The 22,165-nt window shown below is 61.0% G+C and carries 15 protein-coding genes; 4 read left to right on the top strand and 11 right to left on the bottom strand.

The features are described 5' to 3' along the window. Nucleotides 1-157: 157 nt before the first annotated feature. Together ACXR0M_RS10770 and hutC are read right to left on the bottom strand one after the other, a co-directional pair. The gene (locus ACXR0M_RS10770) at nt 158-730 is read right to left on the bottom strand and encodes a HutD/Ves family protein (protein WP_458831877.1); all 573 of its coding nucleotides are present in this window, start codon (nt 728-730) and stop codon (nt 158-160) included. After that, the gene (gene hutC / locus ACXR0M_RS10765) at nt 727-1,395 is read right to left on the bottom strand and encodes a histidine utilization repressor (RefSeq protein ID WP_230679353.1); all 669 of its coding nucleotides are present in this window, start codon (nt 1,393-1,395) and stop codon (nt 727-729) included. Before hutC ends, ACXR0M_RS10770 begins: the two co-directional genes overlap by 4 nt. A 187-nt stretch (nt 1,396-1,582) precedes the next feature. Here hutC and ACXR0M_RS10760 point away from each other — a divergent pair, with 187 nt between their 5' ends. Continuing rightward, the gene (locus ACXR0M_RS10760) at nt 1,583-2,947 is read left to right on the top strand and encodes a formimidoylglutamate deiminase (protein WP_458831876.1); all 1,365 of its coding nucleotides are present in this window, start codon (nt 1,583-1,585) and stop codon (nt 2,945-2,947) included. Nucleotides 2,948-3,066: 119 nt separating this feature from the next. Here the strand turns inward: ACXR0M_RS10760 and ACXR0M_RS10755 are convergent, their stop codons facing one another. Both ACXR0M_RS10755 and ACXR0M_RS10750 read right to left on the bottom strand, forming a co-directional pair. Next, on the bottom strand, nt 3,067-3,636 hold the full coding sequence (locus ACXR0M_RS10755; protein WP_458831875.1) for a lipocalin family protein: 570 nt from the start codon (nt 3,634-3,636) through the stop codon (nt 3,067-3,069). 31 nt (nt 3,637-3,667) lie between these two features. Beyond that, nucleotides 3,668-3,922, bottom strand: a complete 255-nt coding sequence (locus ACXR0M_RS10750; RefSeq protein WP_458831874.1) for a hypothetical protein — start codon at nt 3,920-3,922, stop codon at nt 3,668-3,670. Nucleotides 3,923-4,206: 284 nt separating this feature from the next. Between ACXR0M_RS10750 and ACXR0M_RS10745 the strand changes: the two genes are divergently transcribed. Then, nucleotides 4,207-6,099 carry a methyl-accepting chemotaxis protein gene (locus ACXR0M_RS10745; RefSeq protein WP_458831873.1) on the top strand — a complete coding sequence of 631 codons (1,893 nt, stop codon included), beginning with the start codon at nt 4,207-4,209 and terminating at the stop codon, nt 6,097-6,099. Between the two features lie 134 nt (nt 6,100-6,233). Here the strand turns inward: ACXR0M_RS10745 and ACXR0M_RS10740 are convergent, their stop codons facing one another. From ACXR0M_RS10740 to ACXR0M_RS10720, 5 genes are all read right to left on the bottom strand, one after another. Beyond that, nucleotides 6,234-6,830 (bottom strand): DUF924 family protein, encoded by a 597-nt coding sequence (locus tag ACXR0M_RS10740; protein ID WP_458831872.1) that lies wholly within the window; start codon nt 6,828-6,830, stop codon nt 6,234-6,236. Between the two features lie 3 nt (nt 6,831-6,833). Beyond that, nucleotides 6,834-7,844 carry a class 1 fructose-bisphosphatase gene (locus ACXR0M_RS10735; RefSeq protein WP_042730856.1) on the bottom strand — a complete coding sequence of 337 codons (1,011 nt, stop codon included), beginning with the start codon at nt 7,842-7,844 and terminating at the stop codon, nt 6,834-6,836. Between the two features lie 340 nt (nt 7,845-8,184). After that, nucleotides 8,185-9,549, bottom strand: coding sequence for a DUF3999 domain-containing protein (locus ACXR0M_RS10730; RefSeq protein ID WP_458831871.1), 1,365 nt, complete (start codon nt 9,547-9,549; stop codon nt 8,185-8,187). After that, nucleotides 9,546-13,139 carry a DUF2339 domain-containing protein gene (locus ACXR0M_RS10725; protein ID WP_458831870.1) on the bottom strand — a complete coding sequence of 1,198 codons (3,594 nt, stop codon included), beginning with the start codon at nt 13,137-13,139 and terminating at the stop codon, nt 9,546-9,548. Before ACXR0M_RS10725 ends, ACXR0M_RS10730 begins: the two co-directional genes overlap by 4 nt. 168 nt (nt 13,140-13,307) lie before the next feature. Continuing rightward, nucleotides 13,308-15,758 carry a glycogen/starch/alpha-glucan phosphorylase gene (locus ACXR0M_RS10720; RefSeq protein WP_458831869.1) on the bottom strand — a complete coding sequence of 817 codons (2,451 nt, stop codon included), beginning with the start codon at nt 15,756-15,758 and terminating at the stop codon, nt 13,308-13,310. 254 nt (nt 15,759-16,012) lie between these two features. Between ACXR0M_RS10720 and ACXR0M_RS10715 the strand changes: the two genes are divergently transcribed. Continuing rightward, nucleotides 16,013-16,450 carry a YkgJ family cysteine cluster protein gene (locus tag ACXR0M_RS10715; RefSeq protein ID WP_038359983.1) on the top strand — a complete coding sequence of 146 codons (438 nt, stop codon included), beginning with the start codon at nt 16,013-16,015 and terminating at the stop codon, nt 16,448-16,450. Between the two features lie 310 nt (nt 16,451-16,760). On the opposite strand, the gene typA is transcribed toward ACXR0M_RS10715, so the two are convergent. Beyond that, complete coding sequence (gene typA / locus ACXR0M_RS10710) at nt 16,761-18,581, bottom strand: translational GTPase TypA (protein WP_127648587.1); 1,821 nt, start codon at nt 18,579-18,581, stop codon at nt 16,761-16,763. A 139-nt stretch (nt 18,582-18,720) separates the two neighbouring features. Further along, on the bottom strand, nt 18,721-20,175 hold the full coding sequence (thiI, locus tag ACXR0M_RS10705; RefSeq protein ID WP_458831868.1) for a tRNA uracil 4-sulfurtransferase ThiI: 1,455 nt from the start codon (nt 20,173-20,175) through the stop codon (nt 18,721-18,723). A 328-nt stretch (nt 20,176-20,503) separates the two neighbouring features. On the opposite strand from thiI, the gene glnA reads away from it, so the two are divergent. Then, nucleotides 20,504-21,910, top strand: a complete 1,407-nt coding sequence (glnA, locus tag ACXR0M_RS10700) for a glutamate--ammonia ligase (protein WP_458831867.1) — start codon at nt 20,504-20,506, stop codon at nt 21,908-21,910. Nucleotides 21,911-22,165 lie beyond the last annotated feature (255 nt).

Here is a 22,165-nt window from a genome sequence, read left to right as displayed (position 1 = left end):
GCGCTGAGGGAAACAGGAACTGGAAAGCAATTGTGGCGAGGGGATTTATCCCCGATGGACTGCGCAGCGGGCCCCTGCTTTGAAATCAAAAGCGGGGCCGCTTCGCGACCCATCGGGGATAAATCCCCTCACCACAGGATGTGTTATCAGATTCAGGTTAGCGTGCGGTCAGCTCGATCACACAGCACGCAGCAGTGACGGCGATCTCAGCCAATCCGGCATTACCGTCCAGTTGCAGGCAATCATGTCGGCCTAGCCGCGCGACATCGTCACCGACTGTTACCGCAAGCTGCTCACTGACACTGAATACCAGCACCGTCGAAGCCGAACTGAAAAACCGCTGTTCACCGTCCAGCCACTGCAACCGTGCGCGGTAGCGCTGCGGCGCGTAAATCAGATTGAAATCGCGGATCGCCCCGCCGAGCAAAGTGCAGGACACCTGGCTTTCGCCACTGAAGGCGAACGGGTCGAGCGGTAACAGCGGGCGCGTGTCATCGCCATCGACGCACAGGGTCATGCCATCCCCCTGCAGCACGGTGATCACTCGCTGGTAACCGGCAAAGGTCGAAAAACCGCCGGACTCGGCAATGTCGGCAATCGACAGGCGCCAGCCAAAGCCATCCAGGCCGGCACCCGCGTCACGGGTGATTTCTTCGGTGCTGCCGCCGCCATTCTTCCATGGCATGCGCGGGTAACCCTCAGCGCGTAAAACTTTCACTTCACTGCTCATTTATGAAAGCGCCCTTCCAGACGATGACGGGAACCTGGGTGGATCAGCCGCGCCGCCGTCACGGGCTGACGCCCCGACCATGTGCGACGGCGGATCAGCAGGCACGGCTCGCCTTTTTCGATCTGCAGCAACTTGCACTCGGACGGCTCGGCGAGAATCGCTTCGACCACGTGCTCGCCCTCAGTCAGCGGTGCGACCTGGTTGAGATAGGCATAAGGCGTCTGCAGGGTGAAATCCTGCTTGAGGTATTCCGGGGCGACCAGCGCGTTGACGAAGCGGTCCTCGATTTGCACCGGGATGTCATTCTCGTAATGCACGATCAGCGAATGAAAAACCTTCTGCCCTTCGCGCATGTCCAGCGCCAGTGCGCGCTCGGAACCAGCCGCCTCTTCTTCGAGGGTGATCACCTGGCAGGTGTGGCGATGGCCGCGGGAGGCAATTTCATCGGCAATGTTGTGCACTTCGAACAGCGCGGACTGGCTTTTCGGTTCGGCGACGAACGTACCGACACCTTGCATGCGCACCAGCAGACCGTCGGCGGTCATCTCGCGCAGTGCGCGGTTGATGGTCATGCGGCTGAAGCCGAGTTGGCTGACCAGTTCGCTTTCCGACGGCACGCGGTAGTGCGGCGGCCAGTTACCGCTGTCGATCTGCTGGGTGATCATCTGTTTGACGCGGGCGTACAAGGGCGCCGGACTGTCGCCCAGGTTCGCGGCCAACGGAGAGACTGGAGGCGGAGTCGGCACGGTGAATCCCTGTTCATTGATGAAAGTGGCTAGCTTGCCGGAGTTTACCGGGCAGGCAAACGTCTGTATATGTATATACAAATAACACACGATGGGGTGCTGAACCATGTCCGCCTTCTTTGCCGAACGCGCACTGCTGCCTAACGGATGGGCCAACAATGTACGTCTTGAGGTCAGCGCCGATGGCATGCTGACCCACATTCAGGCCGATTCCACCGCAGACGGCGCCGAACGGCTGAGCGGTCCGCTGCTGCCAGGCATGCCCAATCTGCACTCGCACGCGTTCCAGCGCGCGATGGCCGGGCTGGCCGAAGTAGCTTGCAATCCCAACGACAGTTTCTGGACCTGGCGCGATCTGATGTATCGGCTGGTCGGAAAGATCAGCCCGGAGCAGCTCGGGGTGATCGCTCGTCAGCTGTACATAGAAATGCTAAAGGCCGGTTACACCTCGGTCGCCGAATTCCATTACGTGCACCACGACCTTAACGGTCAGCCGTATGCCGACCCGGCGGAACTGGCGTTGCGCATCAGCCAGGCGGCGACTGATAGCGGCATCGGCCTGACGCTGTTGCCGGTGCTCTACAGCCACTCGGGGTTCGGCGGTCAGACGCCGAACGACGGCCAGCGCCGCTTTATCAACAGCAGCGAAAACTACCTGAACCTGCAAGCGCGCCTGCAGCCCTTGCTGGCGCAGCAAAAGGCGCAATCGCTGGGTCTGTGCTTTCACTCGCTGCGTGCGGTCACCCCGCAGCAGATCAACGAAGTGCTGGCAGCCAGCGACAAGCAGTGCCCGGTGCACATTCACATCGCCGAACAACAGAAAGAAGTCGATGACTGCCTGAGCTGGAGCGGCCGGCGTCCATTGCAGTGGCTCTACGAAAACACCGAGGTCGATCAGCGCTGGTGCCTGGTCCACGCGACCCACGCCAACCCGGAAGAAGTGACGTTGATGGCCAACAGTCGCGCGATTGCCGGCCTGTGCCTGACCACGGAAGCCAACCTCGGCGACGGGATTTTCCCGGCGGTGGATTTCCTCGCTCAGGGCGGGCGCATGGGCATCGGTTCCGACAGCCATGTGTCGCTCAGCGTGGTCGAGGAATTGCGTTGGCTGGAATACGGCCAGCGTCTGCGCGATCAGCGGCGTAACCGTTTGTATGGCGCGGAGCAGCCGATGGTCGGGCGCACGTTGTATGACGCGGCGCTGGACGGCGGCGCCCAGGCGTTGGGGCAACCGATTGGCGCGCTGGAGGTTGGCAAACGCGCGGACTGGATCGTGCTCGATGGCAATGATCCGTACCTGGCCACCGCAAGTGGCGACGGGATTCTGAATCGCTGGTTGTTCGCCGGCGGCGATCGTCAGGTGCGCGATGTATTGGTCAACGGTAAGTGGGTGGTGCGTGATGGCCGGCATGCCGGCGAAGAGCAAAGCGCGCGGGCGTTCACTCAGGTCTTACGCGATCTTTTAGGCTGACATATAACAAAAATGTAGGAGTGAGCCTGCTCGCGATGGCGGTGTGTCAGTCACATATTTATGTCTGACACACCGCCATCGCGAGCAGGCTCACTCCTACATTGGTTTTGCGGTGATGCTTAATTAGAAGTTTTGGCCATCTGCCGATCAGTCGCGCGCCAGATCAGACGGGTGGTGTCGTACCCCTGCTGCCGTGCCTTGCTCAGCAACTCTTCACGCACCACACCGTTGACGGTTGGCGTGCGGGACAGCAACCACAGGTACTTGCGGCTCGGGTCGCCGACGATGGCAGTCTTGTAGTCATCGCTGACGTACAGCACCCAGTATTCGCCCTTCGCCACGCCGGGAATCAGCCGCGAGAACCAGGTATCGAACTCGACCCACAATTTGTCGGTCTTGCCCGGCACCTGTGGATAAGCCTTGCCCTTGGCCTCTTCCCATTGCCAGTCGGCGGTCAGGCAGCGATTGAGCACATCGACATTGCCGTCCGGCCGGAGCGCGTAATGAGCTTCGGATTGGGCACAATTGCGCTGAAAGTACATGGGTAACCGCGCCAGCTCATACCAGGTGCCCTGGTAGCGCTTGAGATTGACGCTGCTGACCGTCTTCGGAGCCAAAGGATCGACGCCGGAACTGGCGCAGCCGGCCAATACCAGGCCGGCAAGAAGGACAAACAATAACCGCTTCATTTTTTCTTCTCCGTGGGCGCGAAGCCCCGGTTTACTTCAGGCCTTGGCCGGAAAACATCAGCACTTTGTCACCGGCGTACTGCACGCTGATAAAGCTGTTTTTATCGCCCCAGGTGCAACTGGACATGCCGAGCGCGCCCGAACAGTCGGTGGGCTTGCCGAGCAGGTTCTCGACTTCGGCCTTGGCCATGCCGGCCGAGAGCTTCGAGTAGTTTTCCTGATTGACCTTGCTGCAAGCGGCCAACAGCACGCAAAAGGTCAGAACGGCGATAGATCGCAGCGACATGAAGTGACTCCTGGAGCGGAAGGGGGATGGCAGGGTGCCAACCAGAAGCTTAGAAGAGAAAACCCTTATCTGGTTCCGTGGGCTGGCGGCTATTTATTAACCCGCCCGTCGGGCATTTGCCGATAAATCAACCACCTTGCGCCGCTATTGCGCATTTCGTCGCATTTCCCGCAAACCGCCTAATCTTTGGCACCCGACGGTCGAAAAATAAGAGCAGCGCAAAGCCAGCGAGTGTGGCAAATTGCCGCCCTTTCTCGACCAGCCCCTTCGCGGTAGTTCATTCGATGACCAGAAACATGAAATTCAGCCACAAGATCTTGTTGGCTGCCGCCCTCGTGGTGGCCGTTGCATTCGCCTGTTTCATTTTCTTCAACGACTATCGACAACGCGAAGCCCTGAGCAGCAGCACCGAAGCCACGATGCAGGAACTGGGCAGCCTGACCACCAGCAACATCCAGACCTGGCTGGAGAGCCGCATCCAGTTGCTGCAATCTCTGTCGCAGCAAGTCGCCGTGGATGGCAGCGCGCCCGCCAGCCTGAAACGCATCATCGACCTGCCCGCCTACACCGGCAATTTCCAGCTCAGCTACTTCGGTGGCACCGACGGCGTGATGTTCTCGGTACCCGCCGGTAACCGCGCGCCGGACTACGACCCGCGCGCCCGCGGCTGGTACAAGGCGGCCAATAGCGCGCAGCAGACCATCGTCACCGAACCGTACATTGCCGCCTCGTCGGGCAAACTGGTGATCACCGTCGCCACCCCGGTGCAGCGTCAAGGGCAGATGATCGGCGTGGCCGGGGCGGATATCGACCTGAGCAGCGTCAGCGCGATCATCAACTCGCTGAACTTTGGTGGTCACGGCCAGGCGTTTATTGTCAGCGCCGACGGCAAGATCCTGATTCACCCGGACAGCAAACTGGTGCTCAAGACCCTCGCCGAGGCCTACCCGAATGGCGCGCCGAAAGTCAGCCCGGGCCTGAAAGAGGTCGAGTTCGACGGCAAGACCCAACTGATCTCGTTCACCCGCGTCAACGGCGTGCCGTCGGCTGACTGGTACGTGGCGCTGGTGCTGGACAAGGACACCGCGTTCTCGATGCTCAGCGAGTTCCGCACCTCGGCGCTGATCGCCATGGTGATTGCCGTGGTAATCATCATCGCCCTGCTCGGCATGCTGATCCGCGTGCTGCTGCAACCGCTGCTGACCATGGGCCGCGCGATGCACGACATCGCCGAAGGTGAAGGCGATCTGACCAAACGTCTGCAGATCCACGGCAACGACGAATTCGGTGCGCTGGGTACCTCGTTCAACCGCTTCGTTGAACGGATTCACACTTCGATCCGCGAAGTGGCCTCGGCCACCGGCCAGGTCAACGAAGTCGCCCTGCGCGTGGTCGCTGCATCGAACTCGTCGATGTACAACTCCGACCAGCAATCCAGCCGCACCAACAGCGTGGCTGCCGCGATCAACCAGCTCGGCGCCGCCGCCCAGGAAATCGCGCAGAACGCCGCCCTCGCCTCGCAGCACTCCAGCGATGCGCGCAGCCTGGCGGTCGACGGTCAGCAGGTGGTGGATAAAACCATCGTCGCCATGCAGCAACTGTCGGCGAAGATCAGCGACTCCTGCAGCAACATCGAAACCCTCAACAGCAATACGGTGAACATCGGGCAGATTCTCGAAGTGATCACCAGCATCTCGCAGCAGACCAACTTGCTGGCCCTCAACGCCGCGATCGAAGCCGCCCGCGCCGGTGAAGCCGGACGTGGTTTCGCCGTGGTGGCGGACGAAGTGCGCAACCTCGCCCACCGCACCCAGGATTCGGCGCAGCAGGTGCAGAAGATGATCGAAGACCTGCAGGTCGGCGCACGTCAGGCGGTGACCATCATGACCGAGAGCCAGCGCGAGAGCGAAAGCAGCGTCGGCATCGCCAACCAGGCCGGCGAGCGCCTGGGCAGCGTGACCCAGCGCATCGGCGAGATCGACGGCATGAACCAGTCGGTGGCCACTGCAACCGAAGAGCAGACCGCTGTTGTCGAGTCGATCAACGTGGATATCAACGAGATCAATACGCTGAATCAGGAAGGCGTGGAGAACCTGCAGGCGACCTTGCGCGCCTGCTCGGATCTGGAGCAGCAGGCGGCGCGGTTGAAGCAGCTGGTGGGCAGTTTCAGGATTTAAGGCGCTGCCACTGGCCTCTTCGCGGGCAAGCCCGCTCCCACAGGGTTCTTCGGTGTTCACACAATGTGTGTTCCACCACAATCTACTGTGGGAGCGGGCTTGCTCGCGAAAGCGGCATCAACCGCACTGAACATCTAGAATCTGGAACCCGGCCGGGAAAGGAATTCCAGCTCCTCAGCCGTCGACTCCCGCCCCAACAGCGCATTGCGATGCGGAAACCGGCCAAACCGCGCAATCACGCTCCGATGCCGCTCGGCATAATCCAGATTATCGGCAAATACCTTGGCTCGCGGCTGTTCAGCCACCAGCTCGATAAAGCGTGAAACCGCTTCATTTTGCGCTGCAAGGTTTTCGCAGTGTTCGAACACCAGATAAATGAAGACCCGCTGGATCGGCTTCAGTTGCCGGTCGAAGTCCGCAGCAATGCCTTGGGCGACAAGCTTCTGCGCGCGCAGATCACCGGACCAGGCTTTGGGAGAGTCGCGAAAGATCATTCGCGGCAGTTGATCGAGCAGCAGCACCAGCGCCAGCCAACCTTCGGGACGTTGCGTCCAGTCGGTCAATTCGCCAGCCAGGGCCTGATCGACAAGGACCCCGAAACGCTCACGCGCTTCGAGGTCCTGGCTGTCACGCTTGCCAAACCATAACTTGCCCTTGTCAGCCGAAATCTCGTCGGGTGATTCGGCGTGTCCGAACCACCAATCGAGCAACGGCTGCCAGGGCGCGCTCATGGTTTACTCCTTGTGGTAGGCCGTGGCGCGGGCGACTTCTTCTTTCGAACCGAGGAACACCGCTACGCGCTGGTGCAGGCCTTCGGGCTTGATGTCGAGGATGCGCTGGTGACCGTCGGTGGACGCGCCGCCGGCCTGCTCCACCAGGAACGACATCGGGTTGGCTTCGTACATCAGACGCAGTTTGCCCGGCTTCGATGGCTCGCGGCTGTCACGTGGGTACATGAACAGGCCACCACGGGTCAGGATGCGGTGCACGTCGGCGACCATCGCGGCAACCCAGCGCATGTTGTAGTTCTTCTTCAGCGGACCTTCTTCGCCGGCCAGCAGTTCGCTGACGTAGCGTTGTACCGGGGCTTCCCAGTGGCGCTGGTTGGACATGTTGATGGCGAATTCCTGGGTCGATTCAGGAATGGTGATGTCTTCGTGGGTCAGGACGAAGCTGCCCATTTCGCGGTCCAGGGTGAAGCCTTTGACGCCGTCACCGAGGGTCAGCACCAGCATGGTCTGCGGGCCGTAGATCGCGTAACCGGCAGCGACTTGCTGGGTGCCTGGCTGCAGGAAGGCTTTTTCGTTCAGCGCTTCGTTCTGGCTCAGGTATTCGTTCGGGCAACGCAGTACCGAGAAGATGGTGCCGACCGGGGCGTTGATGTCGATGTTCGACGAGCCGTCCAGTGGGTCGAATACCAGCAGGTACGCGCCTTTCGGGTATTTGCCCGGGATCTGGTAGGCATTGTCCATTTCTTCGGACGCCATGCCGGCCAGGTGACCGCCCCATTCGTTGGCTTCGAGCAGGATTTCGTTCGACAGTACGTCGAGCTTCTTCTGCACTTCGCCCTGGACGTTTTCAGTGCCCATGCTGCCCAGAACACCACCCAGGGCGCCTTTGGACACGGCGTGGCTGATCTCTTTGCAGGCACGCGCCACCACTTCGATCAGGAAGCGCAGATCGGCAGGAGTGTTATTGCTGCGGGTCTGCTCAATCAAATAGCGACTCAGGGTAACGCGGGACATGGACGGCTCCGGTGGGATGGGGGGGCTAAAAACCCGCGCAGTTTACAGGGAGTCTGAAAACGTAGCGAGCGATGACGCCGGGTAACGTGCGTTGGGGCGCAATTGCCTGCATCTGACGTGATTGTCGGTGGAGAGTTCAGGCAGTGGGTTGAGCGTAGACCGGTTCGGGACGGGTGGCGGTGCAGTGAAGGGGCAGCTTGAGGATTTTTGTTGGCTGAACGAACCTCATCGCTGGCAAGCCAGCTCCCACAGTGATTGTTGTCGTACGCAAAATTCATGTCCGACTCAAAACCCTGTGGGAGCTGGCTTGCCAGCGAATGGCGCGCAGCGCCAGCCATTCTCAAGAATTGGCGGGAGGCTTGCGCAATAAGCTGAACGCCATCGCCCCGAGAAACACCACACTGAGCAACAACACCGCCCACAAGCCGATCTTCTTCCAGTTGGTCTCGGCCACTGCCGTTGTGGTTGCCGGCGCCGCCTGCGTTGCAAGCACCTCACCCTCAACCGTCGCCTTGCCCAGCGTCGCCAGTTTCTCCGGTTTGAAATCCGGAATCAGCGTGGTCAGTGGCAGGTTCGCGGTTTTCACCGTGGAATTGCCCAGCGCCAGGCGATAAGGCCCTTCGCCGCGCGCGAGGAAAATCACCTGGGTCGCGCGTACCGCGTATTTGAGGCTCGGCGCCTGTTCACCGAGGCCGCCGCCACGCTCATCCACGGTCAGCTTCAACTGCTGCAGGGTCTGCCCATACAACTGCAATTCGTTCTGCACCACGTCCTGCCCGTTCTGGGTCAGGCGATACAGCAAACCATTGCTGACGGTCTGCCACGGCAGGCTGCTGTCGCGGCGGCCGGCGAGCGTGACTGGCGCCAGGCTGTTCGGTTGCTTCAGCTCGATCTGCACCCGCTCGACGTTCAGGCCCATCGGCAATTGCCAGGTGTACTCCCCGGCCTTGCTGCTACTGCCGGCCAACGCTGGCGACCAGACCAGCGGCAGCGGCACGTTGCGCGGATCGCTGCTTTTCAGCTGGGCCGAGGTCAGGGTCGGCGCCGACGTCGGCGCGTCCCACAACAGACGCAAATACCGCGCCGACTGCCCCGGCAGCGTCACTTCATGCTGTTCGATGCGTTCGTCGGAAAAGGTCAGCCGCGCGACCTGCCCTTCGCCCCAGGCCTGCCAATGCTGCAAGTCATCACTGGCTTCGATGCTGAAACGCTGAAAGCCGTCGCGCTCGCTGGTCCAGTCGAGGATCAGTTGCTGCAGCGGCGCCTTGATCGCGCTGGCATCGAGCAGCCAGCCACGCAGCACTTCTTCGCCGGCCTCCAGTTGCGTGGACGGCTGCACTTCCACCAGCGTGCCGCTGGTGGTCGATTGCACGCGCACGTTCGGCGCGCGCTCGCTGGCGTCCGCGGCGTTGTACAGCGGGAACCACTTCACTTCATGCAACTGACCGTCGTCGCGGGTCTGCGCCGATTCCCGGGCCAACGCGTAGGCTTGCGGTTCGCCGGCGGCGTTGAACACCCGCAGGTCGCTCAGATCGGTCTGGCGCGCCTGCAATTGCGCGCTCAACGGCAGCTCGAGGCGATACCAGGGGCCGTTGCCACTCACCGTCAGCGGCACCTGCGTGGCGAAGTCCGTCGGTTTTTCCGAAGCGCCGGCAGCCATCACCACGCCCAGCGCCAACCACCCCAGATTCAGCATGCGACTCAAGATGAAACTCCTTCGGTGTCCGGGACGGGTTTGTCCGCCGCCGGTCCGGCGTCGACGCGCTTGGGCGGCAGCGGGGCAAAATAGCCCACCACCAGCAGCAATACGCCGACGCCGATAAACGAGACGATCCGCGCCAGTCCGCCACGGTTGCTCAATTCGACAAAAACCAGTTTCGCCACCACCAGCGCAATCAGCGCCGCGCCGATCAGCCACACTTCGCGCCGATGCCGCAGATGGCCGCCGATCATCAGGCCCAGCGCCATCAACGTCCAGACAATGGACAAGCCGGCCTGCACCAGCATCGATTCGAGCAGCAGATCCAGCTCGAACGGAATCCCCGCCCAATGATGCGCAGCACGGGTCACCAGCGCGGTGCAGAACGCGAACAGGGAAACCCCGGCGACCAGTTGCGTGGCGTACTCGGCGTAATCCTTGCGCAGCGCAAACTGGGTCACCGCATGGCGCGACCACACATAAACTCCGAACAGTGCGAACAGCAGGCCCAGTTCCAGCGGGTTGAGCAGCGGCACGTAGGGCAGCGGTTCGGCGTTGCCGTCACTGACGCCGTTGGCCAGCCAGAACCACGCCAGCATCAGCACTGCCAGCGGCGCGGCGGCGTACAACCGGTATTCGCGCGGGAATGCCGCCACCGGCCACGGCCAGTTGCGCGGTGCCGCCGCCAGCAACAGATACAGGCTCGGCAGAATCGCCCAGCCCAGCCAGCGCCAGGCGTTGTATTGCTCGGACAGCAACAGCAGTCCATAGCGCAATTCCAGCGCCAGCACGCCGATCAGCAGCCAGCAACCGAGCACGTGCGCCGCGCTCAAGGCCCGCGCCGGCAGCAGCGGCGCCAGCCGGCGCAGGCTGAAGAAGTGCACAACGAACACCAGTGCCCACGCCAGCCAGCCGAGATTCGCCGCCGGGTGATAACGCGCGTGCCACGCCGCTAGCAGCACCAGTCCCGCAGCCGGCATCAGCAACGTGCAGAGCAGGCCCAGCGCCGGCCATTTCAGGCGCAGCGACAACACGCTCCACAACGCCACGCTCAGTGCGGCGACCAGCAGCAACAGCGTCGCCTGCAGCTGCAGCGGCGCAAAGCGCAGCACCTCGCTGACCCAGGCCAGTGCCCACCAGCCGGCGCCCCACACCAGCAGCACTTCTGACAGGCGCTGCAAGCTCAGCGCCTCGAACGCCGAAGGATGATTGCCCAATTGCAGACGCCAGGCACCGATCAGCGCCGCCAGTCCCAACACCAGCGGCGTCCAGAAGCCGCCATGGGCCAGCGGTCGCAGACCTTCGCTGGACAGCGGCCCGAGCCACTCGGCACCGGCCAGCAAAAACGCCGCGCCACCGATCAACTGCAACAACAGACCGAAGACGAAACTCGCGCGTTGCTGGAGGTACAGGCTCAGCCAGATGATCAGCAATCCGCTGGCCGCCCACACCGCGCTCGCGGTTTGCCACGGCAGCACGAACAGCACCGCCAGATTGATCAGCACCAACCCGGCCAACAGCACCACCGACAAGCCGCGCAGCAGACGCGCATCGCCGCGCACCATCTCATCCCGCGCTGCCAGCAGCATGCCGGCAATCAATGCCAGACCAATCAGCGAGGCGCTGAGCAAGCCGCTCCAGCCGGCGCTGAACACCGCCGCCGAATCTTCAGCCGCGCCTTGCAGACGCAACAGGAACAACGCCCCCCCGAGCAACTGCACGGCAAACGCGGTGAACAGGAATGTGCGTGACTGCAGGCGCAGGCCGACGAACAACGTCAGCAGCCCGGCCAGCGCCCAACTGATCGCCGTGGCTTGAACCAGGAAGAACAGCGGCGCCAACAGATACAGGAACGTCAGGCCGAGCGCCGCCAGCACCGGCAGGCCTTGGCGCTCCCACGGCGAGGCCTGCTCCGCCGAGGCTTTGCGCAACTGATAGAAGCTGAACAGCAGCGCGAGACCAAGCATCAACGCGCCCAGCGGTGCGCCATCGAGCAAGCTGCTGTCGCCCGCGCGCAACTGACTGAGGAAGGCCAGCGCCGAACCCAGTTGCAGCAGCAAGGCGAACACCCGGGCGAACGGTCGCTGCTGACGCAGGCCGAGCCAGAAAATCCCCGCGCCCTCCACTGCCCAGGCCGCCGAGGTCCAGCGCGCATCAAGCCCGAGCGGGATCGCCAGACTGGCAAAAATCACTCCCAGCGCCAGACAGGTTTCGCCGAGCAACAACGCGCGCCCGCCCATCAACGCCCGCGCCAGAGCCATGTAGATCATGCCCAGCGCCAGCGCGCTGAACGCGGCGGCGAACTCCAGATGCTGGACCAGCGCAAACTGCAGACCGAAACCGACGATCGGCGGGCCGAACAGCATCGTGCCGTCGACGTAATCGCCCTTGCGCACCGACCACTGCAGCAGCGCCTCGCGCTCGCCGTCCGCCGGCGCATCGGGCATGTCGAGCAACTTGCGCCGGGCGAACAGCAGACCGATCGCCAGGTATATCAGGAAGAACAGAATCAGGAACGGCTCGGTGCTCCACAGCAGTTCAGGCGCATAAGAGCGCAGTCCCCAGGCGAAACCGATGCCGAAGGTGCCGACGAATCCGATCAGGTTGAGCAGGCGCCAGGCCTTGAACCAGGCGATGGCGAGAATGCCGGCATTGAGCAGGGCGAAATAACTGAACAGCGCGACATGGTTGCCGGCGCCGGTCGAGGTCAGAATCGGCGCGGCAAACCCGCCCAACGCGGCAGCGGCGGCCAAGCCCAGCGCATCCTGCGTGATAGCAAGAATCGCTGAGAACACTGTCACCGCCACCAACAAGCCCAACGCGGCGGACGGGTCGAGCAACGGGTGCAGGCGCATCGCCGCAAACACCGTCAGGTACAGCACCGCGATCCCGGTGCCCTGCAGAATCAGCGCATAGTTGCTGTTGCGTCGACGCAGCCACCAACCCAGCGCCAACAAGGCCAGCGCGGCTGCCGCGACCCCGGCGTAACGCACTTCGATCGGCACCACCATGCCTTCGGTGGCGTAGCGCAACAGGAAGGCCAGACCGAAGAACAACAGCACCACGCCCACCCGCAGCACGGTGTTGCCGCCGAACAGCCAATTGCGTGCTGCGCCGATGCCACGCTCGATAAGGTTCGGGCCACGGGGTTCGGCGGGTTGCTTGGGTGTCGTGGGTTCGTCAGTGATCGCGTCCAGACGCCAGACATCGGCCGGCAGCGGCTGGCTGGTTTCGCTGGCGACGGTCGTGACCGGTTCAAGTTCGGGCGGCAGTTCCCAGATCAGGTCCGGCGCTGCCGCAGGTTCAGTCAGGTCGACGGGCTCGACGGCCGGCTCGCTGACCGGTTCCGCGCTGGCCGCTGGCACCGCATGAGAAGGTGAGCCTTCCAGCAGATACAGGCGCTGCGCGACGCCCTGCAACGCTTCCTTCGTCTGTTCAAGTTGGCGTTGTTGCTCCGCCGCCTGCGAGCCAAGCCGAGCGATGCGCAGCGTCTGCCCGATCACCAGCCCGAGCAGTGCCCCCAGCAGCGCGTCGCTGAACGACTCGTCGAGCAACCAACCGAGCAGCAGCCCGATCAACATGAACATCCATTGCATGGTCGATATCCCTGAGCACAAAGGCCAATCCGGGAAGATTAGCGCAGCCTGATCCAAAAAGATCGCAGCCTTCGGCAGCGCCTACAGGGTTATCTGAGAACCCGTGGAGGAGTTGCCGAAGGCTGCGATCTTTTGCAGCGCGCCGATTATATCGAGCCGAGCGGAAAGTTACTCCAGTGCCTTCCAGATATCGGTGGCGTACTCGCGGATGGTCCGGTCGGACGAGAACCAGCCCATCCGCGCCGTGTTGAGCACCGCCGAGCGCCACCAGTTGTTGGAGTCGTGCCAATGCGCGTCAACGCGTTTTTGCGCTTCCCAGTAGGAATCGAAGTCGGCGCAGACCAGGAAGCGGTCATAGTCCACCAGCGAATCGATCAGTCCGGTGTAGCGCGAGGTGTCATCCGGCGAGAACACGCCGCTGCGGATCGCCTGCAGCACGTCGCTCAAGCGATTCGACGCAGCGATGTCCGGCGCGGCGCTGAACTCGTGGCTCTGTTTGCGCGCTTCGACCTGCTGCGCGCTGAGGCCGAAGATGAACATGTGCTCGGCGCCGATGCGCTCGCACATTTCCACGTTGGCGCCGTCGAGGGTACCGATGGTCAGTGCGCCGTTGAGGCCGAACTTCATGTTACTGGTGCCCGACGCTTCGAAACCGGCCGTGGAAATCTGCTCGGACAAGTCCGCCGCCGGGATGATGCTCTCGGCCAGGCTGACGTTGTAGTTGGGCAGGAATACCACTTTCAGCAGGCCACGCACGGTCGGGTCGTTGTTCACCACCCGGGCGATGTCGTTGGTCAGTTTGATGATCAGCTTGGCCTGGTGATAACTGGCCGCCGCTTTACCGGCGAAGATCTTCACCCGCGGTACCCAGTCGACTTCCGGCTCGGCGCGAATCGCCTGATACAGCGCCACCGTGTGCATCAAATTGAGCAACTGGCGTTTGTATTCGTGGATCCGTTTGACCTGCACGTCGAACATCGCCGCCGGGTTGACCGCGATCCCCAGCCGCTCGTGAATCAGGTAAGCCAAGGCCTTTTTGCTATGTAGACGCTGCTCGGCGAAGGCTTTGCGGAACGTGGCTTTCTCGGCGAACGGTTCGAGATCGACCAAGCGTTCTTCGGGATTATCCAGCACGTCCGGGCCAAGGTTATCGACCAGCATTGAGGTCAGTTCGGAGTTGGCCTGGAACAGCCAGCGGCGGAAAGTAATACCGTTGGTTTTGTTGTTGATCCGTTCCGGGTAGAGCTTGTGCAGTTCGGCGAACACGGTTTTGCGCATCAGTTGCGTGTGCAACCCGGACACACCGTTGACACTGTGCGAACCGAGGAACGCGAGGTTACCCATACGCACCCGGCGCCCGTTGTCCTCTTCGATCAGCGACACCGCGCGCAGCACGTCGAAATCGTGGATGCCCTTGGCCCGCAGCGAATCGATGTGCTGGGCGTTGATCAGATAGATGATCTGCATGTGCCGCGGCAGCATGCGTTCCATCAGGCCGACCGGCCAGGTTTCCAGCGCTTCGGGCAGCAGCGTGTGGTTGGTATAGGAAAGCGTATCGACCGTGACCTGCCATGCCGCATCCCACGCCACGTCATAGACGTCGACCAATTGCCGCATCAGCTCGGCGACGGCAATCGAGGGGTGAGTGTCGTTGAGCTGAATCGCCGCGTGATCGCCCAGGGTCAGCACCGAGGTGTGCATGTTGCGATGGCGACGCAGCAGATCCTGCAGCGAGGCGGCAACGAAGAAGTATTCCTGGCGCAGGCGCAGCTCCTGACCGGCTTCGGTGCTGTCCGCCGGATAAAGCACACGGGAAATGCTTTCGGCGCGGGCTACTTCAGCCACTGCACCCAAGTGGTCGCCGGCGTTGAAGCGCTCCAGGTGCAGATCTTCCATGGCCCGCGCGCGCCACAGGCGCAAGGTATTCACGCTGGCCCCGCGCCAGCCGACCACCGGCGTGTCGTAGGCAATCGCGCGCACGGTTTCTGCGGGCGACCAGACCTGTTTGGTTTTGCCGCTGGCATCGGTGACGGTTTCCACGCTGCCGCCGAAGCCGATGCTGTACACCACTTCCGGACGCTCGAACTCCCACGGGTTGCCGAAGTCCAGCCAGTGCTCGGTCTGCTCCTGCTGCCAGCCGTCGACGATGGCCTGACGGAACAAGCCGTGCTCGTAACGAATACCGTAGCCATGCCCGGCGATGCCGAGAGTCGACATGCTTTCCATGAAGCACGCCGCCAGACGGCCGAGGCCGCCGTTGCCGAGTGCCGCATCCGGTTCCAGCAGGCGGATGCGCTCCAGATCAACACCGAGTTCGGTCAGCGCTTCACGGGCGACATCGAGCAGACCGAGGTTGCTCAGGCTGTCGTAGAGCAAACGGCCGATGAGAAATTCCAGCGAGAGGTAATACACCCGTTTCTGGCCTTTGCGGTAGATCTGCCGGGTGTGGTCCATCCAGTGTTCGACCATGTGATCACGCGCCGCCAGGGCAATGGCTTCGAACCAGTCATGGTCGAAGGCGTGATCCGGGTCTTTGCCCACCGCGTAGGTGAGTTTGGTCAGGACGGCGTCGCGGAATGCGGCCACCTCTGCTTCGCGAACAAGTGGTTCTTGAGTCATCAATAAGACCTCGAGCGAGCTGGAATTGTCTGAGCCTAGACGGTCTGACCGACGGTAGAGGCGCAGGTTCGGCAGTTTTTCCGCAGACGGTGAGATAGCCCGACATTACCTTGGCGAGTGAGCTAATGAATGCAGGGGCCGTGCCGTACTGGTGGCCGATTGCGCGGCATCTGCAAAAATCTGGCGAAAGGTTGTTCAAAAATCCACCAGTCCCGGTATGATCGCGCGCCCTGATGCATACGCCTGGTAACCCGATGATGAAGCCCAACCTGATTGCCGCCGCCGAGATCGACCGTCTCGATACGTGGGCCAAATATTCGGCCCCGATGTGCGGCTCTTGTGTCTCCAGCTGCTGCACCCTGCCGGTCGAGGTCAAGATCAAGGACCTGGTGCGCATCGGCGTGGTCGACGAGTTCGAGCTGGGCGACCCGCCGAAGAACATCGCCAAGCGTCTGCAGAAGGAAGGCCTGGTCGAGCGCTTCAACCAGAAGTCGGGGATCTTCACCCTGCAGCGCATGAGCAACAACGATTGCTACTACCTGGATCGTAAGAGCCGCCTGTGCACCATTTATGACAAGCGCCCGGACACCTGCCGCAACCACCCGAAGATCGGACCGCGTCCGGGGTATTGCGCGTACAAGCCGAAAGAAGTGGTGCGCGAGCAGAATTTCCGCGCGATCGAGAAGTTCTAAAAGCTTACCCTCACCCCAGCCCTCTCCCGGAGGGAGAGGGAGCCGACCGAGGTGTCTGGTGCCATACATCGACTTGAAACACCCAGTCGATTATGGATTCGCTACAGCTGGACAAAATCGATTATGGATTCAGCAGAATTCTTGCAAGTCGGTGCATCTCATGAATATCCCCCGATCAGTCCCCTCTCCCTCCGGGAGAGGGTTAGGGTGAGGGGCTCTTGATCTTCAAGAGATCCCACATTTCCCCCAGACAAACAAAAACGCCCCCGGTCTCGCGACCGGGGGCGTTTTTTTCAGCCTTGGCTAAAGCTTATGCCTTGGCTTTCTTGGCAGCGCGGGTGCGCTCGCTTTCGTCCAGGATCTTCTTGCGAAGACGGATGGACTTAGGAGTGACTTCGCACAGCTCGTCTTCCTGGATGTATTCCAGAGCCTGTTCCAGGGTGAAACGAACAGGTGGAACCAGAGCGATGGTTTCGTCTTTACCCGAAGCACGCATGTTGTCGAGCTTCTTGCCTTTGGTAGGGTTCACACCCAGGTCGTTGTCGCGGCTGTTCTGACCAACGATCTGACCGTTGTAGATCTCCTGGCCGTGTTCTACGAACAGCTTGCCACGAGCCTGCAGGGTTTCCAGCGAGTAGGTCAGCGCCTTGCCGGTTTCAACCGAAACCAGAACGCCGTTCTGACGGCCGGACATGTGGCCCGACTTGACTGGCGCGTAACGATCGAAGATCGAGGTCAGGATGCCAGCACCGTTGGTCAGGGTCAGGAACTGGTTACGGAAACCGATCAGACCGCGAGCAGGGATGTTGTATTCCAGACGAACACGGCCCTTGCCATCCGGCACCATGTTGCTCAGGTCGCCTTTACGCAGACCCATCTCTTCCATGACCTTGCCCTGCGATTCTTCAGGGATGTCGATGGTCACGTTTTCGAACGGTTCCTGCTTCACGCCGTCAACTTCACGGATGATCACTTCAGGACGGCCCAGGGCCAGCTCGAAGCCTTCGCGACGCATGGTTTCGATCAGTACCGAGAGGTGCAGCTCACCACGGCCGGAAACCTTGAACTTGTCAGCCGAGTCGCCTTCTTCAACGCGCAGTGCAACGTTGTACAGCAGCTCTTTGTCCAGACGATCCTTGATGTTACGCGAGGTCACGAACTTGCCTTCTTTACCGCAGAATGGCGAGTCGTTTACCTGGAAGGTCATGGAAACGGTTGGCTCGTCAACGGTCAGCGGCTTCATCGCCTCGACGGTGTTGATGTCGCACAGGGTGTCGGAGATGAACAGCTCGTCGAAGCCGCTGATGCAGACGATGTCGCCAGCTGCTGCTTCTTCAACGTCAACGCGGTGCAGACCGTGGTGACCCATCAGCTTCAGGATACGACCGTTGCGGCGCTTGCCATCGGCGCTGATAGCGACAACCGGAGTGTTCGGCTTGACGCGACCACGAGCGATACGGCCAACACCGATAACACCCAGGAAGCTGTTGTAGTCCAGAGCGGAGATCTGCATCTGGAACGGACCGTCACGGTCAACGGCCGGAGGCGGAACGTGGTCAACCACTGCCTGGTACAGGGCAGTCATGTCTTCGCCCATGGCAGTGTGGTCCAGACCGGCAATACCGTTCAGGGCCGAAGCGTAAACAACCTGGAAGTCCAGTTGTTCTTCGGTAGCACCGAGGTTGTCGAACAGGTCGAAGATCTGGTCCAGAACCCAGTCCGGACGCGCGCCTGGACGGTCAACCTTGTTGATCACCACGATTGGACGCAGGCCAGCTTCGAAAGCCTTCTTGGTCACGAAACGGGTTTGCGGCATAGGGCCGTCTTGAGCGTCAACCAGCAGCAGAACGGAGTCAACCATCGACATTACGCGTTCAACTTCGCCGCCGAAGTCGGCGTGGCCCGGGGTGTCCACGATGTTGATGTGGTAGCCGTTCCAGTTGATGGCGGTGTTTTTCGCCAGAATGGTGATACCGCGCTCTTTTTCCTGGTCGTTGGAGTCCATCACGCGCTCGTCGTTGAGCTCGTTGCGCTCCAGAGTGCCGGATTGACGCAGGAGTTTGTCTACCAGGGTGGTCTTACCATGGTCAACGTGGGCAATGATGGCGATGTTACGTAGATTTTCGATCACTTGTGTATCTCGATCAGAGGATTCGGTTTGCTGACAAGTCTTGGCAGCGATTAACAGTAGTGTCCGGCATGGCCGTTACAGCTTGACGGCGGTGTCGGGGGGCCGGTGACGCAGGCCACAGGCAAACAGCCCCGGGCACTTAGCTCGGTCGATAAACGCGCACATTGGCATGCCCCTCACTGAGCAAATGGTGAGCATGCAGGCGACTCATCACGCCTTTGTCGCAATACAGCAGGTACTGGCGAGTCGGATCCAGCTCCTTGAAACGAGCGTTCACTGCGTAGAACGGCATCGTCTGTACTTCTACGCCGGCGAGTTCCAGCGGGTCATCCTCGGCCGCATCCGGGTGACGGATGTCGATGACGATCTGACCGGCCAGCGCTTCGCCGACTTCTTCAATCTGCAAATCCTGGCCCAATTCGTCGATCACCCGATCGATCGGCACCAGTTTGGCGTTTTCGAGCGCACGCTCGAGGACCGCCATGTCGAATTCTTTCTCTTCGTGCTCAACGCGGTGGCGTTTGGCGGCGGTCTTCGGATTGACCGAAATGACCCCGCAGTATTCCGGCATGTGCCGGGCGAAATCGGCGGTGCCGATCTCGTTGGCCGTGTCGATGATGTCCTGCTTGTGCGCGACGATCAGCGGGCGCAGCACCAGCTTGTCGGTCACGCAGTCGATCACCGACAGGTTCGGCAAGGTCTGGCTCGACACCTGAGATATCGCTTCGCCGGTCACCAGTGCATCTATATGCAGGCGCTCGGCAATGGCGGAAGACGCGCGCAACATCATACGCTTCAACACAACGCCCATATGACTGTTATCGACCTTGCCGAGAATTTCGCCCAACACTTCTTCGAACGGAACACTGACAAATAGCACGCGTTGCGAGCTGCCGTACTTCTTCCAGATGAAATGCGCGACTTCCATCACGCCCAGTTCGTGGGCACGCCCGCCGAGATTGAAGAAGCAGAAATGCGCCATCAGCCCGCGACGCATGATCTGGTAGGCCGCGACCGTCGAGTCAAAGCCGCCGGACATCAGGACCAGCGTCTGCTCCAGGGCGCCGAGCGGGTAACCGCCGATGCCGTTGTGCTGGCTGTGGATGACAAACAACCGTTGGTCGCGAACTTCGATGCGAACTTCGATTTCCGGCGCTTTCAGGTCGATTCCGGCCGCCCCGCACTCACGACGCAGCTTGCTGCCGACGTATTTTTCGACGTCCATCGAACTGAACGGGTGCTTGCCTGCACGCTTGCAGCGCACCGAAAAAATCTTCCCGGCCAGTACGTCGCCGTAGTGCTGTTTGCACTTCTCGGTGATGTCGTCGAAGTCACCCAGCGGGTACTCGTCGATCTGCAGAAAATGCGCGACGCCAGGCGTACACGTGAGGCGCTCACCCATCTCTTTCAAGGCTTTGGGGTCGGTCACGCGGGTTTCCAGCTCGAGATTGTCCCACACGCCGTTCACCACCACGGCCGGGTCCAGATCGCGGAGCACGGCGCGGATGTTCTTGGCCAGCTGGCGGATGAAACGCATCCGGACAGGGCGGCTTTTGATGGTGATCTCGGGGAAGACTTTTACGATTAGTTTCATGAAAACAGCGCGCGCAGGGCCAGCCGAAAAAGGGGGGCGCGGATTATAGCGGAAATTGCTCAAGGTTTAACCAGTTAATATACAGAAGGTTTTGCACGCACCAAAACGGGTCAATTTCAGAATCGCACGCTACATTAAGGGGCGAGATTGTCCCCTTTATTGCGCTTTGCACCGCTACAAGCGTGAATTTGGGGCAAAAAACCCATGGTGGGGCACTGGCATGCAATTTGCTCCCTTGTGAGGCAGGTTGCCTTGGCAGAGTATCTGCGCCGGCATCACCCATATTAAGGGCATCCACTACCAAGCCCTAAGCCACCCGGAGGACACTATGTCGAAGTCGGTTCAACTCATCAAAGATCATGACGTCAAGTGGATTGATCTGCGCTTCACGGACACCAAAGGCACTCAGCACCACGTGACCATGCCGGCTCGCGATGCGCTGGAAGACGACTTCTTCGAAGTCGGCAAGATGTTCGACGGCTCCTCCATCGCTGGCTGGAAAGGCATCGAAGCCTCCGACATGATCCTGCTGCCGGACGACGAGACTGCCGTTCTCGATCCGTTCACCGAAGACCCAACCCTGATCCTGGTCTGCGACATCATCGAACCTTCGACCATGCAAGGTTACGATCGCGACCCGCGCGCCATCGCCCACCGCGCCGAGGAATACCTGAAGACCACCGGTATCGGTGACACCGTGTTCGCCGGTCCAGAGCCAGAATTCTTCATCTTCGACGAAGTGAAGTTCAAGTCGGACATCTCCGGCTCGATGTTCAAGATCTACTCCGAACAAGGTTCGTGGATGTCCGACCAGGACATCGAAGGCGGCAACAAAGGCCACCGTCCTGGGATCAAAGGCGGCTACTTCCCGGTTCCGCCGTTCGACCACGACCACGAAATCCGTACTGCCATGTGCAACGCCCTGGAAGAAATGGGCCAGACCGTTGAAGTTCACCACCACGAAGTGGCGACTGCCGGTCAGAATGAAATCGGTGTCAAGTTCAACACCCTGGTGAAAAAAGCTGACGAAGTTCAGACGCTGAAATACGTTGTCCACAACGTTGCCGACGCTTATGGCCGCACCGCGACCTTCATGCCGAAGCCACTGTACGGCGACAACGGTTCGGGCATGCACGTGCACATGTCCATCGCCAAAGACGGCAAGAACACCTTCGCTGGCGAAGGCTATGCCGGCCTGTCCGAAACCGCCCTGTACTTCATCGGCGGTATCATCAAACACGGTAAGGCCCTGAACGGCTTCACCAACCCGGCCACCAACTCCTACAAGCGTCTGGTGCCAGGTTTCGAAGCGCCAGTGATGCTGGCCTACTCGGCGCGCAACCGCTCCGCCTCGATCCGTATTCCTTACGTCAACAGCCCACGCGGCCGTCGTATCGAAGCACGCTTCCCGGATCCGGCAGCCAACCCGTACCTGGCTTTCGCAGCACTGCTGATGGCCGGTCTGGACGGTATCCAGAACAAGATCCACCCAGGCGATGCCGCTGACAAAAACCTGTACGACCTGCCGCCTGAAGAGGCGAAAGAGATCCCACAGGTTTGCGGCAGCCTGAAAGAAGCCCTGGAAGAGCTGGACAAGGGCCGCGCGTTCCTGACCAAGGGCGGCGTGTTCTCCGACGACTTCATCGACGCTTACATCGCGCTGAAATCCGAAGAAGAAATCAAGGTTCGCACCTTCGTACACCCACTGGAATATGAGCTGTACTACAGCTGCTGATCCGCTAGCGCCGCGCTACGCGGCGTGACACAAAGAGGCCTCCTTCGGGAGGCCTTTTTTATTGCCTGATTTCGTTGGCGCCGCACGACCCTGTGGGAGCGGGCTTGCTCGCGAAGGCGCTGGGTCATTGACGGAAATATTGGCTGACACGACGCCTTCGCGAGCAAGCCCGCTCCCACAGGGAATTCTGGCGTCTGAATGATCTCCGGATATGTTCCGGGTTGGGTCAACCGTCACACCTGTCCTATGCTGCAA

The organism is Pseudomonas sp. Eth.TT006, from assembly GCF_054456575.1.
The sequence above is the reverse complement of the archived record's forward strand: the minus strand, read 5'-3'. Positions and strand labels throughout refer to the sequence as shown.